The 15,390-nt window shown below is 72.0% G+C and carries 15 protein-coding genes; 8 read left to right on the top strand and 7 right to left on the bottom strand.

Annotation, left to right across the window (positions count from 1 at the left end; all coding sequences use genetic code 11):
• Window positions 1-3: 3 nt before the first annotated feature.
• The 3 genes from ABTZ99_RS28335 to ABTZ99_RS28325 are packed head-to-tail and all read right to left on the bottom strand — an operon-like array spanning window position 4 to window position 3,930.
• Window positions 4-1,140, bottom strand: coding sequence for a cupin domain-containing protein (locus tag ABTZ99_RS28335; RefSeq protein WP_498780107.1), 1,137 nt, complete (start codon window positions 1,138-1,140; stop codon window positions 4-6).
• 5 nt (window positions 1,141-1,145) lie between these two features.
• Window positions 1,146-2,939 carry a GMC family oxidoreductase gene (locus ABTZ99_RS28330; protein WP_499615397.1) on the bottom strand — a complete coding sequence of 598 codons (1,794 nt, stop codon included), beginning with the start codon at window positions 2,937-2,939 and terminating at the stop codon, window positions 1,146-1,148.
• Window positions 2,940-2,943: 4 nt separating this feature from the next.
• Window positions 2,944-3,930: a gluconate 2-dehydrogenase subunit 3 family protein gene (locus ABTZ99_RS28325; RefSeq protein ID WP_499615395.1), complete on the bottom strand. Its 987-nt coding sequence runs from the start codon at window positions 3,928-3,930 to the stop codon at window positions 2,944-2,946.
• A 266-nt stretch (window positions 3,931-4,196) separates the two neighbouring features.
• Between ABTZ99_RS28325 and ABTZ99_RS28320 the strand changes: the two genes are divergently transcribed.
• The gene (locus ABTZ99_RS28320) at window positions 4,197-5,297 is read left to right on the top strand and encodes a serine/threonine-protein kinase (protein ID WP_498780112.1); all 1,101 of its coding nucleotides are present in this window, start codon (window positions 4,197-4,199) and stop codon (window positions 5,295-5,297) included.
• 35 nt (window positions 5,298-5,332) lie between these two features.
• Window positions 5,333-6,433, top strand: a complete 1,101-nt coding sequence (locus ABTZ99_RS28315) for a hypothetical protein (protein ID WP_499615393.1) — start codon at window positions 5,333-5,335, stop codon at window positions 6,431-6,433.
• Window positions 6,434-6,439: 6 nt separating this feature from the next.
• On the opposite strand, the gene ABTZ99_RS28310 is transcribed toward ABTZ99_RS28315, so the two are convergent.
• Window positions 6,440-6,943, bottom strand: coding sequence for an inclusion body family protein (locus ABTZ99_RS28310; protein ID WP_498780117.1), 504 nt, complete (start codon window positions 6,941-6,943; stop codon window positions 6,440-6,442).
• A 264-nt stretch (window positions 6,944-7,207) separates the two neighbouring features.
• Entirely contained in the window at window positions 7,208-7,813 is a 606-nt protein-coding gene (locus ABTZ99_RS28305; protein ID WP_499615391.1) for a TetR/AcrR family transcriptional regulator, read from the bottom strand.
• Between the two features lie 64 nt (window positions 7,814-7,877).
• On the opposite strand from ABTZ99_RS28305, the gene ABTZ99_RS28300 reads away from it, so the two are divergent.
• Window positions 7,878-8,777, top strand: coding sequence for an oxidoreductase (locus ABTZ99_RS28300; RefSeq protein ID WP_499615389.1), 900 nt, complete (start codon window positions 7,878-7,880; stop codon window positions 8,775-8,777).
• Here ABTZ99_RS28300 and ABTZ99_RS28295 read toward each other — a convergent pair.
• Complete coding sequence (locus ABTZ99_RS28295) at window positions 8,774-9,394, bottom strand: GyrI-like domain-containing protein (RefSeq protein ID WP_498780121.1); 621 nt, start codon at window positions 9,392-9,394, stop codon at window positions 8,774-8,776. The genes ABTZ99_RS28300 and ABTZ99_RS28295 overlap by 4 nt on opposite strands.
• Entirely contained in the window at window positions 9,391-9,954 is a 564-nt protein-coding gene (locus ABTZ99_RS28290; protein WP_499615387.1) for a PadR family transcriptional regulator, read from the bottom strand. Before ABTZ99_RS28290 ends, ABTZ99_RS28295 begins: the two co-directional genes overlap by 4 nt.
• Window positions 9,955-10,074: 120 nt before the next feature.
• Between ABTZ99_RS28290 and ABTZ99_RS28285 the strand changes: the two genes are divergently transcribed.
• The 5 genes from ABTZ99_RS28285 (at window position 10,075) to ABTZ99_RS28265 (ending at window position 15,117) form a co-directional block, all read left to right on the top strand.
• Complete coding sequence (locus tag ABTZ99_RS28285) at window positions 10,075-10,872, top strand: hypothetical protein (RefSeq protein ID WP_499615384.1); 798 nt, start codon at window positions 10,075-10,077, stop codon at window positions 10,870-10,872.
• A complete protein-coding gene (locus tag ABTZ99_RS28280; protein ID WP_498780126.1) occupies window positions 10,860-11,297 on the top strand; it encodes a PPOX class F420-dependent oxidoreductase in 438 nt (145 codons plus the stop codon). Before ABTZ99_RS28285 ends, ABTZ99_RS28280 begins: the two co-directional genes overlap by 13 nt.
• 88 nt (window positions 11,298-11,385) lie before the next feature.
• On the top strand, window positions 11,386-12,219 hold the full coding sequence (locus ABTZ99_RS28275) for a vWA domain-containing protein (protein ID WP_498780127.1): 834 nt from the start codon (window positions 11,386-11,388) through the stop codon (window positions 12,217-12,219).
• Between the two features lie 8 nt (window positions 12,220-12,227).
• Window positions 12,228-13,013, top strand: coding sequence for a protein phosphatase 2C domain-containing protein (locus tag ABTZ99_RS28270; RefSeq protein WP_499615380.1), 786 nt, complete (start codon window positions 12,228-12,230; stop codon window positions 13,011-13,013).
• Window positions 12,976-15,117 (top strand): protein kinase family protein, encoded by a 2,142-nt coding sequence (locus tag ABTZ99_RS28265; RefSeq protein WP_499615378.1) that lies wholly within the window; start codon window positions 12,976-12,978, stop codon window positions 15,115-15,117. The genes ABTZ99_RS28270 and ABTZ99_RS28265 overlap by 38 nt, the downstream gene beginning before the upstream one ends.
• Window positions 15,118-15,390 lie beyond the last annotated feature (273 nt).

Here is a 15,390-nt window from a genome sequence, read left to right as displayed (position 1 = left end):
GGTTCAGGGCTGGTAGAGGAACGCCACGAACTTCAACGGCTCGTCGCCGTCCGCGCGGATGCCGTGGATGCCGCCGCTCTTGGTGAACAGCGTGCTGCCCGGACCCACGGCCACCTCGCGGCACTGCTTGCGGCCGATGCCGTACACGTGCCGCTCGACGACCGGCTGGCCCGCCGCGGCCGGGTCGTCGTCCACCCCCAGGTAGGCCCGACCGCGGCCGGACACGACGTAGTACAGCTCCTCGGAGCCGATGTGGCGGTGCGTGCCCTCCACCACTCCCGGCGGGATCGTCACCTCGTGGAAGAACACCAGGTCGCCGCCCAGCTCGCGTTGCACGAGCCAGCGCATGTCCAGCACGTTGCCGTCGCCCGCCTCCGGGTTGTCCGCGTCCATCATCGCGTTGCGGTAGCGCACCGGCGGCACCTGCGCCGAGTCGGGGATGAACCACGCGCGCTGGTAGTCGAGCAGGTAGTTCAGGTCGCGCACGGTGTTCCGGTCCGAGGAGGGCGACGGGTCGCGCGGCTCCTGGTGCGAGCGCAGGAAGTTGTTGTCCCACTGGACGTCCGGCACCGGGTGGCCGGTGGGCGTGGTCATCGCCACCTCGCTGAACGCCACCTCCAGCCGGCGCAGCGCCTTGATGTCGACCAACGCCGACGACAGCGACGGCGGACGCGTGATCGGGGCGTTCGCGCCCATCAGCGGCAGCACCCGGTAGTCGTGGTGGGTGTGCTCGGGCGGCTCCAGCGTGTCCCACATCTCCACCGCGTACGCGTCCACCGCCTTGTCGTAGCGCAAGGTCACGGTCGCGTCGGCGGTGAGCGCGGCGTCGTCCGGCAGCAGGCGCACCCACGCGTTCACCGAGGCGCCGAGGCGGCGTCCGCGTTCCCGCACCAGTTCGGTGAGCCGTCCGGCGCGGTACTCCAGGCGCAGCACGCTGCACAGCCGCGTGCCGTCGAGGTAGACGCTGCCCTTCATGGCGGTGATGTCCGGGCCGTTGCGGACCTCGTCCACGTCGTAGCGGTACCGGGGACTGCGCGAGGCGTGCAGGTAGCGCGAGTGGTAGATCCGGTCGGGGAAGAACACGACCCGGAAGATCTCGTTCTCCGGCTGGGTGAAGATGTCGTCGAACGCGGGGTCCATGGCCGTCACACCCTCGTGGTGAGCAGGTCGCCGACGCGGAAGGCGTTGGCCTGGATCGTCAGGGTGGGGTTCGCGCCGCCGGAGGTCGGCATGAACGACCCGTCGGTGACGTAGAGGTTGTCGAACCGCCACGCGCGGCAGTCCGGGTCGAGCACCGAGTCGGCCGGGTCCGTGCCGAACCGCGCGCCGCCCAGCACGTGGTTGGCGATGCGCCGCACGTCGTTGCCGACGTGGCCGTGCCCGATCACCTGCACGCCGTCGCCGCCGGCGGCGAGGATGCGGCGGCACTGCTCGGCCAGCACGTCCATCACCGCCCGGTCGTGGGCGTGCCAGCCCTTGTCGATGTGGGCGACGGGCCGGTTCCACTTGTCGCGCACGGTCGGGTGCAGCGTGATCCGGTTGGTGGGCAGTGGCAGCTGGTTGGCCATGAACGCCACCGACAGCTGCCGGCCGAAGTTCTCGGTCAGGTAGCCGTCGAACGCGTCACCGCGCATGTCCAGGTCGTACAGGTAGCCCTTCCACATCGTGTCCATGTCGTTGGCGGCCCACGTGCGCGCCATGCTGATCGGCAGCGCCGAGTCCGACGTGTTGTTGTAGATCGCGCCGCCCGCCCACAGGTTGTTGGCGCGCACGAACTCCGGCGCGGCGCACGCGTCGGTGGCCCAGTCCGAGTCGAGCGTGCGGGACTTGTCGTGGCGGCCGGGCACGCGGGCCGACGCGCCGCCGAAGCAGTGCGTCAGGAAGTAGCGGCCGAGCAGGTCGTTGCCGTTGATCCGGGCGGCGAAACCGGCGTCCAGCGCGGCGGACAGCTGCAACAGCCGCACCGACTCGATCGCGCTGCACGCCACCACCACGACCGCGCCGCTCACCGTGCGCTCGCGGCCGAGCGGGTCGCGGTAGTGCACGGCGGTCACCCGCGAGCCCGTCGCGGACAGGTGCGTCACGGCGCAGTTCGCGCGCAACGAGAACCCCGGCTCGGTCGAGATCGGGTGCAGCAGCGAGACCCACGTGTTGGACTTCAGGCCCAGCGGGTCGCCGTAGCGGTTCACGAACGCGGTCTTGATCGACTCGCGGTCCAGCGGCACCGTGCGCCCGCTCGGCACGTGGTCCTCCGTGATGACCGCCAACGGCGTGCGGTAGCGGCGGTAGCCGAGCGCGTCCATCCCGGTGGCGACGTGCGAGCTGATGCTGTTGGGCTCCAGCGGTTTCTGGTAGTGGTCCACGCTCACGGGCTTGAGCTGACCGTCGCGCGTGCCGTTGATGCCGACCAGGTCCTCGGCGCGGCAGTACCACGGCTCCAGCTCGTCGTAGCCGAACGGCCAGTCGCGCGCCTCCCTGGCGACGTCGCCGTTCCCGTCGTCGCGCAGGTCCGAACGCCCCTGGTTCACCGTGCGCAGCCGGAAGTCGTCGGGCGCGAAGCGCAGCGACACACCGCCGTACAGCTGCGTGCCGCCGCCCACGACCTGCGCCGTGTACCCCTCGATGGTGACCTTGTCCCGGCCGTCGACGTCGCGGTAGACGTGCGGCTCGTCGTTCAGGTCCGGCTCGACGTGGCTGGAGTAGAACGACGCGCCGGTGTTCGCCACGCCCTGGACGCGGAGCACCTTCTCCGCGCCGGTGGCGAACTCCTCGTCCCGCTTGAAGTCCGACAGGCCGTCGGGGCTGGTGTGCTGGGCGTGGAACAGCGGCCCCTTCTCCAGCACCAGCACGCGCTTGCCGGCCCGCACCAGCGTGTGGGCGATCGGCGCGCCTCCCGCGCCGCTGCCGATGATCACCGCGTCGAACGTCTCGTCGGCCATGGTCTCATCCCCGGTAGTCGGTGTTGCGGCCCAGCGGCGCTTCGAGCGCCGAGCGCCAGTCGAACTCGAAGCGCTCGGCGAGGTAGGCCCACGCCGCCGCGCCGTTGTTGCCGCCGTGCTTGGGGTGCGCGAAGGCGCCGGTCATCGCGTGGCGGCGGAGCAGGACCAGGAAGTGGCGCGGCTCGCCGTACCGCCCGGTGTCCCAGCCGGGGACGGCGTTCGCGGCCAGCTCGTCGTAGAGGTCCATGAACGCCTGCCTGCCCAGCTCGGCGGGCTCGCGGCCGGGGAAGCGGGCGCGCAGCACGCCGTCGACCAGCCGCAGGCACGTCTTGTAGTCGTCGAGGTTGTGCCGCTCCTCGCGGGCCAGCAGCTTGTCGATGAAGTTGACCACGCCGACCGACTCGTCCAGCAGGAACGCCAGCGGGAACTGCCGGTCGCGCTCGGAGCGGCTGAGCCGGTGGTAGAAGTCGCCCAGGAACCGCCGGTTCTCGGCGAGCTGGAACGGCAGCACCTGCGTGACCAGGCGTTCCAGCAGGCGCAGTTCCCAGCGGTCGAAGCTGATCGGCACGGCGCAGCCGTGGGTGAAGAACCGCGACCACTCCCGGCCGTCGTCGGTGCGCTGCCGCTGCGGGTTCACGGGGTCGAGCACGGACCGACCGTCCACGGCGAACCGGTAGCGGTGCACCTGTCCCTTGCCCACGCGCACGGTGACCGCCCACAGGCCCGTCGGCTCGTCCAGGAACCGGACCGGGCGCAGCGGCACGGGCGTGTGCAGGTCGCCGAACGTGCCCACCACGCCGACCTCGCGCGCCTGGTCGTCGCGGTGCGCGAAGGTGACGTCGTTGAAGCGGTAGGACGTCTCCGCCGACGAACCGTCCCAGTGCGTGTCGACCACCGGGAGGTGGAACGGCTCGGCCACGTCGCCCGCGTCGCGGGCGAGGAAGCGCGTGGTGTGGTTGAGCACGTACTGGTCGTCTCGGGCAACCCGCACGACGGGCATGGTCTTCACCCACCTGATGAGCACACGGGCCCCTGGCCCGGTCGCGATCGGACGGCGCGGAGCAGAACGCGGCGCGCACTGGGGACGTCGCGCCGGGCCGGGCCGCGGTTAGCCGGGAGCCCTCGGATTCAGCGCTCCGGGTGAAAATCCCGGCTCCGCCGTAACGAATGACTTTCACGACTCGTCCGGGTCGCCCGGTTTTGTCGGTGGGCTCCGCCATGATGTCGGTCGACCGGATCTTCGGGGAGGGAGTCGCGGTGCGGACGCTGATGAGCGGCACGGCCTGGGCGGACTACGGGCAGCTCTACGTGGCGGGCGGCGAGGGTTCGTTCGGGATGGACGAGTGCTTCGGCGGCCAGGCCAACGGGTTGTGCGGTGGCGCGGTCCCCGGCACGTTGTTCCTGATGACCGGCACGAACGTCGGCGAGGTGGACTTCACCGTGGAGTCGCACGACCAGGCGCCGCCGGTGGGCGAGGAGTGGGAGGACGTGGTCGAGGTGTCCTTCCGCCCCTCTGGGGCCACGGCGCTCTACAGCTGGGCGTACGAGAACTCCTGGCCGTTGGACGGGTTGACGCCGGGCGACTACCGCGTCCGCTACTGCGCGGTGGGGATGGACGACGCGCGCGCCGCGGATCCGCCGAGCCCGTCGCGCGAGCGCTACCTGCTCCAGTTCTGGCCGGCGCCGCCCGAGCCGGACCGGGTCGTCCGGCGGACCAGCGAGCACGCCGCCTACTGGCACCGCTACGCCGCTCGGCAGCCACCGCCACCGACCGCCGAGGAGAAGGCCGAGGCGTTGCGCCGGGCGCGCGAGGAACAGGACCGCGCCGCCGCGCGGGCACGACTGGAGGCGGAGGAACGGCGGTGGGGCGGGCGGCTGCCCCCGGAAGGGCTGCGCCGGCTGCGCGGGATCCCGCTGCTGGTGGTGGGGCTGGACCGCCCGTTGGGCGAGGCGATCGCCGAGGCCGGTCCGGCGGTCCAGCGGGACGTGGCCCGCTGGGCGGCCCGGCGTGCGTTCACCGAGGCCCGGCTGGCCGAGGTCGACTGGATCGCGCCCGCCCTGGCCGCGATGGACCGGGGCGAGCCCTTGCCGCCACCGTTCGCCGACGGGGCGCCCGCCGAGCTCGTGGACTCCCTGCTCGCCGACGGGCGGATCACGCCGGAGGTGACGACCTCGTTGGACGGCAAGCGCGACGTCCTGCAACAGGCGATGGCCCTGCCCGCGCTCTTCGCCGCGCACGGGGAAGATCCGTTGCGGGCCGCGCTGGAGGCGCTGTGGGCGGGCGTCCTGACGTTCGGCCACGGTCGCCACGGCGCCCTGTTCGCCGAGCTGCGCGAGTCCTTCCCCGACCTCGCCTGAACCGGACCGACCACTTCGAGGAAAGGAGTTCACCGGTGCGGACGCTGGTGAGCGGCGCTTGGGTGCACTACAGCCAGGTCTTCGTCGAGAGCGGCGACGTGACGGGCAGCCCGGCGGGCTTCGGCGGCCAGGTCAACGGGTTGTGCGGCGCCGCCATCCCCGGTGCGCTGGCCGTGGTCACCGGCCTGCACACCGGTGACGTCGACTTCACCGTGGAGCTGCACGACCGGCCGCCGCCGCTGGACGACGACTGGGAGGACGTGGTCGAGGTGTCGTTCCGCCCCGCCGGGCCCGCGAACCTGGTCGCCTTGGGCGGCGAGCAGTGGTGGCCGTTGGAAGGGCTGGTCGAGACCGACTACCGGGTCCGGTACTGCGCGACCGGGATGGACGAGGGCCACCTCATGATCTACCGGGAGGACGACGAGCCGTCGACCGAGCGCTACGTGCTCCAGTTCTGGCCCGCCCCGCCCGAGCCGGACCGGATCGTCAAGCAGACCAGCGCCCAAGCCGCCTACCGGCACCAGCACGCCCGTGAACAGCCGCCTCCCCCGACCCCCGAGGAGAAGGCCGAAAGCGAGCGCAGGGCGCGGGAAGAACGCGAACGGGCCTCCGCACGGGCACGTCTGGAGGCGGAGGAACGCGAGTGGGGCGGGCGGCTGCCCGGCGAGCGGTTGAGACGACTGCGTGGCACGGCGCTGAGCCTCGCGTCGGTCGATCGGTCCCTGGTGGACGCGCTCGCCGGGGCGGAGCCGGCGGTCCAGCGGCAGGTGGCCCGCTGGGCGATCGGGCGTGCGTTCGCCGAAGCGGGGCTCGCCGAGGTCGACTGGATCGCACCCGCCCTGGCCGCGATGGACCGCGGCGAGCCCTTGCCACCGCCGTTCGTGGACACCTTCCAGCCGTGGGACCGCATGATGGCCGACCCGCGGGTCCCCCAGACGGTGGTGACCACGCTGGACGGCCGCCACGACAACTTCAGCCAACAGGCGATGGCCCTGCCCGCCATCTTCGCCGAACAGGAGTCGGACCCGATGGTGGCCGCTTTCGACGCGGTCTGGTCGAGTGTGGCCACCTACGGACCCGGCCGGTACGACGTGCTGTTGCGGGAACTCCGCGAGGCCTTCCCCGCCATTTCGTGACGTGCGTCAGTCCTGAATGCTGATGAACGGGTCCCAGTAGTAGTAACCCAGCTTCGCACCCGTGTGGTCGAGGATCATGAAGCTGAAGTGGTAGGTGACCGACCCCGTTTCCAGGACGGTGCACTGCCAGTAGAAGCTGTTGATTTTCTGGGTGGTCGGGTCCAACGGGTCGTGGCTGTTCGGCAACGGCTCGTTGACGACCACCGATTTCGGCTCGGGCGTGTCGATCAGGTTCGCCCCCGACGAGGCGTCGAACTTGTAGAGGACGCTCGTGTACTTGGAGTTCAGGGACAACGTCGTCTCACGCCACCTGATGATGTCGTCCGGCGACGCCTTGACGGTCAACTCGCTGCCCGGAGAGCCGATGATGTGGTCCTGCCGCGCGGTCATGTAGATCAGGTCGCTGCTGTCGGGAATCGCCGTCGGCCGGTCCGGGTCGGAGTTCTTGCCGTAATTCTCGATAATGGTTTCGGCGTCGATGACGATGAGCACGTTGATGAAATCCGACATACCCCAGTTCCTCCTGTCGCCCACCGGTAGATCCGTTGCCAACAGTTCCGCACCCGCGCCTCGGGCGTCAATCGTCCGTACCAGTGATGCCATTCGACTCGCGCCGCCCGCGCCCGACCAACCGGAATATTCGAATTCTCGACGCCGTGGACTGCGCGCGTCACCCCGTTGCGCCAGGGAAATGCTACGGAAAGTAGAGCCACCCGCACGTGAAGCCGGAAAAGGAGCATTGGACGACTCGACCGCACGCGCGACGGGCGGGCGTTACCCGAGCGGGCGGGCGCCCCGCAGGAATTGGTCGACGGCGGTCTCCACGAGGCCGTCGAGCAGCTCGGGCTTGACGATGTTGCCGTTGATGATCGTGGCGATGCCCTGGAGGGTCGCGAACAGCACGATCCCGATCCGCTCGGGGTCGCCCGCTTCGAGCGCGCCCTGTGCCTGCCCTTGTCGGATCAGGTCGTCCATCAGCCGGAACGGCGCCTCGGCCGCCTCGACGATCCGCTCCGCACCCGGCCGGTGCTTGCTGCTGTACATCAGTTCGAGGAGCGCGGCGTTCTCGGTGGCGAACCGGGTGTAGGCCGTCATCGTCGCCCGCACGCGGGCCGGGAACTCCTCGGCCGCCTCCGCCAACGCCGTGCGCAACCCGGCGTCCAAGCGGGCGAACCCGGACACGGCCAGGGCGTCGAGCAGCGCTTGGCGGTCCGGGAAGTGGCGACGCGGTGCGGCGTGGCTGACGCCGATCTCCCTGGCCAGGTCGCGCAGCGACAGCTGGTCCGCGCCGTGCTCGCGCAAGCCGCGCTCGGCCGCGTCGAGCAGCGCGGTGCGCAGGTTCCCGTGGTGGTAGGGCCGCTCCGGGGTCGCTTCGGGCACCGGGCCACCCTAGCGAAAGGTGTTTCCGTTGACAACATAGTTGTCAGTGCCTACTTTGTAGCTCATGACAACATTCAGCGCCTCGGACGTCCCTCCCCTGCCCGGCCGCACCGCCGTCGTCACCGGAGCGAACAGCGGGATCGGTCGCGTCGCCGCCCGCGTGCTCGCCGCCAAAGGGGCACGGGTCGTGCTGGCCGTGCGCGACCCCGAGAAGGGCCGGGAGGCCGCCGCCACCATGGCCGGGCGGGTGGAGGTCCGGCGGCTCGACCTCGCCGACCTCTCCTCGGTCCGCGCGTTCGCCGACGACCTCACCGACCCCGTCGACCTGCTGATCAACAACGCGGGCGTGATGATCCCGCCGCTCACCCGCACGGCCGACGGTTTCGAGCTGCAGTTCGGGACCAACCACCTCGGCCACTTCGCGCTCACGAACCTGCTGCTGCCGCGGATCCGGGGCCGCGTCGTCACCGTCTCGTCCAACGCCCACAAGGTGGGCTCGATCGACTTCGACGACCTGAACCGGGAACGCAAGCCGTACCGGGCGATGTCGGCCTACGCGCAGTCCAAGCTCGCGAACCTGCTGTTCACCTCGGAGCTGCAACGGCGGCTCACCGCGGCCGGCTCACCGGTGATCGCGACCGCCGCGCACCCCGGCCTGGCGACCACGAACCTGCTGAAGCCCGACGGTCGGCGACGCGTGCGCGAACTGGCGCAGAGGGCCGCGACCGGCCTGCTCGCCCAGAGCGAGGACGACGGCGCCCTGCCGACGCTCTACGCGGCCGTGGCCGCCATCCCGGGCGACAGCTACGCGGGCCCGAGCGGTTTCCTGGAGGGACGCGGCGCACCGAAGCTGGTCGGCCGCTCGGCGAGGGCGCGGGACGCCGGGACGGCACGCCGCCTGTGGGAGGTCTCCGAGAAGCTGACCGGAGCCGTCTTCCCCTGGCCCTCCGAGCACCCCGCCTAGCCGGGTCGAACAGGTTGGCGCAGCACCGTCCTGAGCTTCTCGGGCGCGGTCTTGCGGGGGTCGCCGACGTAGACCTCGTGGTGCAGCCCGGTCATCCGCAGCCCGTTGGCCTGGAGCCACTCGTCGTGGAGCCTGGCCAACACCGGCCCTTCGTCGTCGTAGGACCCGATGTGCAGGACCTGGGCGCTGGTCCCCTCGTGCAGGACCTCCCGGCGCAGACCGTCGACGGCGGGGAGCTCCTTCTTCGCCGACGCGACCCGCTTGGCGTCCTCGATCGCCTCCTCGGTGATCCAGTCCGGTTGGCTGATGAGCATCCGCCAGTGCCAGGAGTCCTTGGCGCGCGCGGTGAAGACCGCCGGGTCGTCCGCCCACCACAGCCCTTCCAGCGGCGCGACGACGAGGTCGCGGCCCTCGCGCTTGCTCGCGAACTTGATCGTGTAGGCGACGGAGTAGAGCGCTTGGACGGCGTCGGCGTACTCGGCGCTGGTGTTGGGGTCGCCGCGACCGTCGACGGCGATGAACTGCTGCTCGGGCACGTCGACGAGCGCCCAGTCGGTGTTCTTGGGCGCGTAGAGCTGCTTGAGCTCCCGCTTGACGTCGTAGCGGTCCGGGCTCATCGTCCGCCGTCCTCCTGGTCGGGTGAATCGGTCAGTTCGGCCTGGTAGGCGGCCAGCCAGTGCTGTTCGGCCGTCAACTGGGCCAGCGAGTAGTCGAAGATCGCGCGGGCGAAGCGGGGCGCGTGCGGCTGGGCGGCGACGGCCGCGCGGAGCTCGGCGATCTTCTCCGCCACCGAGGCGGCACGGCGGGCCAGGGCCGCGCGGAGCCGTTCGGGCGGGATGACGGGCTGGTTCGCCAGCCCGACGAGGACGCGCGGGAACACCGGCCGCAGCTCGGCCACCGCCGCTTCGGCCGCCCGCGCGCACGCCCGGCGCCCCTCCTCGGTCGGGCCGAAGACCTTGCGGGCCCTGCCCCGGCCGGACGCCCGCGGGTCGACCTCCGCCACCAGGCCGCGGTCGCGCAGCTTGCCCAGCAGGTAGTAGATGGAGCTGAACCCGATCTCGGTCCACTCCCTCATGCCGCGGGCGGTGATCACCTCTTCCAGCTCGTAGCCGTGCCGGGGTCGTTCGACCAGCAGACCCAGCAGGGTCAGTTCGGCGGGGGTCAGCTCCGAGGGCACCCACCTATTCTAGTACTAGAATAAGGCCTGCGGAACCCGACGGTCGCGTTCACCGAGCACCACCGCCGGCCCCGGAGACAAACTGGACGGACGACCTCGTGGCACGGGAGGGATGCCCCGGTGAAGACCCGAACGACCGCCGTGCTCGCCGTGTGCGTCGCCGCCGGTCTCGTCGCGAGCCTGGTGCTCCTGCGGCGGTCCGGCCCGGACGCGCCGTCGTCCTCGTCCGACACGCCGACGACCCGGGCGGACGTGCGGGTCGGCGTCCGGATCAGCGATCGCGAGGCCGAGCAGGGGTGGTTCCTGATGGCGTCGCAGGACGTGGCCCGGCGGACGCCGCCCGAGGACGTCTCGGACTGCCGCGCCTTGCACGCCTGGGCGTTGCGGGAGGGCGCGCTCCCCGTCGGCGACGCCGCGCACACCGTCACCTTCTCGGCGGACCGCCGCACCACGATCGAGAGCACCTACATGCGGGTCGTGCCGGACCCGACGCCCTACCCCGGTGAGCACGCGCCCGTGGTCCGGCTCGTGTGCCTGCCCCGCCCCGGCGCCACGCCCCCGTTCCCGGAACCGGCCGAGGCGCGCTTCCGCGTCAACAGCGGCTCCGGGCCGGTGACCTTCGAGGAACGGCACCAGGTCGAGCCGGGCGCCGACGCCGGGTTCGACGTCGTGCTCGACCTGACCGGCACGACCGGCCCGTTCGCCTACCGCGTCGAGGTCGGCGTCGCCGAGGGCGGCGATTTCCGCATGGTCCCGGTCAACGGCGGCGACGACGTGTTCTTCGCGACCGAGGACGGCGGCGGCATGGGGTACCGGCCCGCGACGACCACGTGGACGATGAGCCCCACCCGCACCCGGACCGACTGCCCGGCGGTGACCGATCCGGGCCCGAACCAGGAGCCCGCGTGCACGAACTGAACGAGCAGGTCAAGGCACGGCTGCTGGCGCCGACCTTCTGGCACGTGGCCACGCTGAACCCGGACGGCTCGCCGCAGGTGACGCCCATGTGGGTCGACCTCGTCGGCGACCACGTCGTGTTCAACACCGCGCTCGGCCGCGTGAAGGAGGAGAACCTGCGCCGCGACCCGCGGCTGTCCCTGTCCTGCGTGAGCACCGAGAACCCGTACGACCGGATGGAGATCCGGGGTCGCGCGGTCCGGTTCGTCGTGGGCGACGAGGCCGAGCGCGGCATGGACCTGTTGGCGCGCAAGTACCTCGGGACCGAGCGGTTCGAGTGGCGGATCCCCGGCGAACGGCGGGTGATGGTGCTGGTCGAGCCCACCCGCGTGCGGCACACCGTCGGCGTCGAACCGTTCCGGCGCGGCATCCTGCCGGAGGGCTGAGTGGTGACACCCGGACGTGCCCGCCTTCGATAGCGCTAGCCTTTCGGGTGATCCGCACACCGTGCCGTGGGAGAGCTGGACACCCTTCGTGACCTACACAGCCGAGATCAGCCGCGCCAACCCGTCCTGCTTCGTGTTCCTGGTCGACCAGTCGGCGTCGATGAACGACCCGATCGGCGGCGGGAGGCAGCGCAAGGCCGACGTGGTCGCCGACGCGCTCAACCGGCTGCTCGCCGAGCTGAGCGTGAAGTGCGCCAAGGAGGAAGGCGTCCGCGACTACTTCCACGTCGCCGTCATCGGCTACGGGCACGCGGTCGGCTCCGCGTTCACCGGCCCGCTCGCGGGGCGCGACCTCGTGCCGCTCAGCCAGGTCGCGGAGAAGCCGGCGCGGGTGGAGAAGCGGACCAAGAAGGTGCCGGACGGCGCGGGTGGCCTGGTCGAGACGACGACCCGCTTCCCGGTCTGGGTCGACCCGGTCGCCCACGGCGCCACGCCGATGTGCCGCGCGCTGGCCTCGGCCGAGTCGCTGGTGTCGGACTGGGTGTCCCGGCACCCGGACGGCTTCCCGCCGATCGTGCTCAACCTGACCGACGGCGAGTCCACCGACGGCGACCCGGCCGGCGCCGCGTGGGGCGTGCAGACGCACGTCACCGCGGACGGCGCGGCGCTGCTGTTCAACCTGCACGTCTCCGCCGCCGACGCGGTGCCGGTGACGTTCCCCGACACCGACGGCGCGCTGCCGGACGCCTACGCGCGCACCCTGTTCGGCATGTCCAGCCTGCTGCCGCCCCACATGCGCTTCTACGCGCTCCAGCAGGGCGTGCCGGCCGGCGACCTGGCGCGCGGGTTCGTCTACAACGCCGACATCACCTCGCTCGTGCAGTTCCTGGACATCGGGACCCGTGCGACGGACCTGCGCTGAGCAGCGGCATGGTCACCTCTTCCCTCCGCGTGCCCAAGCAGGGCAACACAGCGCGGGAATGCGAGGACGCCGCTCACGTCGAGGCGGCGCCGGACGGACCCGTGCTGGCGGCCGTGGCCGACGGCGCGTCGGAGAGCCTGCTCGCGGGCGAGTGGGCCGACCTGCTGACGCGGACCACCACCGACGCCGCGCGGGACGACGACTGCGCGCTGCGGGACGTGGACCGGTTCGCCGCGGCGCTGGTGCGCGCCGGGGAGGCGTGGGGCGAGTGGCTCGCGGACTACGTGGCCGCGCGCGAGGCCGACGACCGCCCGATCGCCTGGTACGAGCAGCCCAAGCTGGACCGCGGCCCGCACGCCGCGGTGCTCGCCGCGCGGTTCGACACCGAGCCGTCCGGGTCGACCCGGTGGGATGTCGCCGCGTTGGGTGACAGCTGCCTGTTCCACACCCGCGACGACCGGCTGCTGCGCGCGTTCCCGATGGAGTCGGCGGAGGCGTTCGACAACGCGCCGGGCCTGGTCAACGCGTTCCAGCGCGACCACGAGCTGCTGGCCCGGCACGTGCGGACGGCGTCGGGCACGGCGGAACGCGGCGACGGGTTCTTCCTCTGCACGGACGCGCTCGCGGCCTGGTTCCTGCGGGCGGCGGACCGAGGTGACCGACCGTGGCAGCTGCTGGCGAAGTTCACGCGATCCAGTGATCTCGACGGGCTCACGGCCTGGTTGGCGACCGCACGGGCGGAGGGGTTGATGCGCAATGACGACGTCACCGTCGTCCACGTCGACCTCGGGTGACGGGCCCGCCCGCGCGTGGCCGTCGGGCGCGACCTACGTCGAGGCGTTGCAGGACACCGCGTTGTGCTTCCGCGGCACGGACCTCGCCGGGGCCGACGTGCGGGTCGACGCGTTGGGCCGCCCGCGCGCGATCTCCGGCAACTTCGCCGGCGTCTTCTCGGTCACGGCCACCGACGGCACCCGGTACGCGATCAAGTGCTTCACCCGCGAGGCGCCGGAGCAGGCGGCCCGCTACCGCGCCGTCGGCGAGCACCTGGCACGCCTGGACGACGACTGGACGGTCGGCTTCGACTACCTCGACCCGGGCATCCTCGTCGAGGGCGTCTGGCGCCCCGTGCTGCGGATGGAGTGGGTGGAGGCGGTCAACCTCCTGCGCTGGATCGACCGGCACGTCGAGGACTCCGCGGCCGTCTCGCGCGTCGCCGAGCGGTTCGCCGACCTGGTCGACCGGCTCGCCGCGGCGGGCGTCGGGCACGGCGACCTCCAGCACGGCAACCTCCTGATCACCGCCGACGGCTCGATCAAGCTGGTCGACTACGACGGCGTGTACGTGCCCGCGCTCGCCGGGCTGCCCGCCGCCGAGACCGGGCACCGCAACTACCAGTCGCCCGACCGCACCGCGGCCGAGTTCGGCCCGGAGGTCGACCGGTTCTCGTCCTGGGTGGTCTACCTGTCGCTGGTGGCCCTGGCGACCGACCCCTCGCTGTGGCGGCAACTGCGCGACGAGGACGCCGAGCACCTGCTGCTCGCCGAGTCCGACTTCGTCGACCCGGCGGGCTCGTTCCGGCTCGCCACGCTGACCGGTCACCCCGACGCGCGCTTGCGCGGGCTCGCCGAACGCTTCCAGGAGATCCTGCTCCACCACCGCGCCGCTCCCCCGCCGCTCGAACGGCTCGGCGACGTGGAGCCATCGGGCGGGAATTTCGCAGCCGTGGAGCCAGTCGGCCCCGGCCTGCCCTCGTGGCTGGCGGAACGCCTCGAACCGCACCTGCCCGCGCCGCCACCCGCGGTGCGGTTCGGCCGTCGCCCGGCCTCGCTGGCCGCACTGACGTGGGTGCTCGCGGTGCTGCTGCCGTTCGGCGGGGCGGCGGCGATCCTGGTGGACGAGGCGCTCGCGGTCGCGGACGTGTCCGCGGTGCTGGCGTGGGCGGCGGCCACCGCGGCGGGTTACCGGCGTCAGCCCGAGTCCACCCGCGCCCGTGCCGCGCGGGCCGAGCGCAACCGGCTCGCCGACGCCCGCCTGGCCGCCGCCGCCCACGCCACGCGGGTCGATCGGGAGGCCCGGCAGGTCGCCGAGGCGAGTGAGCGGGCCAAGGCGGAGCAGGACCGGCGGCGCCGGGACCTGCAGCAGTGGCACGACGAACGCCTCCGCGCGCACCAGCGGACCGTGAAGGAGCACCTGGACCGGATCGACCGCGACCGGCAGGGATCGGCGGCCCGGATGCACCTGGAGGAGCAGCGGTTGCTGGTCCGGCGGCAGAAGGCGCACCTGCGCGCGGAGCTGGCGAAGTTCCGCCTCGCGACCGCCGGCGTCGAGGGCGTCGGGCCCCAGCAGATCGCCAACCTCGAAGCGGTCGGCATCCGCACCGCGGCCGATTTCGTCGGCGTCCGCTACGAGGCGGACGGCCTCGACCGGGTGGCGATCTTCGTCCTGGTCGACGGTCGCGCCGTGAGCGCCGCGCGGGTCGGCGAGGTGTCCGCGGTGCTCATCGACCAGTGGCGGGAACGGCGGACCGCCGAGGTCGAGGCCGATCGACCCACCACGCTGACCCCGGTGGAGCAGCGGGCACTGCGGATCCGGTTCGCCGCGGAACGGGCCCGGCTCGACACCGAGCACCGGCAGGTGCTGGCCGAGGCCGAGACGAGGGTCGCCGAGCTGCGGGCCGAGCTGCGCGCCGGACAGGTCGCCCTCGCCGACGAGATGAGGACCGCCAACACGACGACCGCGCACACCCGCGTGGACCACGACCGGTCGGTGGCCGAAGCCGCCGTGCGCCTCGAACGTGCCGAGCGGGCCGCCGCCGAGGGCGTCACGCGCGCCGACGCGTTCCGGCCCATCACCTACCGCCGGTACCTCCGCTTCCTCCTCACCGGCCGGAACTGACGCCTCCGCCACCGCGTCACGGGTCGGCGACCCGTGACCGCCGCGCGCGTCCGGCGAGCGCCAAGTGAGACCGCGAACTGAACCGAGACGCCGAGATTCATTGACACGTTTCGGCGGTCTGCTCGAAACTTTAGGAAGACCGCACCGATCGTCGTTCGGTGTTCTCGTCTCCACACCTCGTCTCAAAGGAGAGCCCTGGTGATCATCAGTTCAGGCCGCTTGAGAGTCCGCGCGGCGGTGCTCATGTTGGCGATAGCGACGTTGGCGCTGGCC

The organism is Actinosynnema sp. NPDC002837, from assembly GCF_040295345.1.
Taxonomy (GTDB): Bacteria; Actinomycetota; Actinomycetes; order Mycobacteriales; family Pseudonocardiaceae; genus Actinosynnema.
The sequence above is the reverse complement of the archived record's forward strand: the minus strand, read 5'-3'. Positions and strand labels throughout refer to the sequence as shown.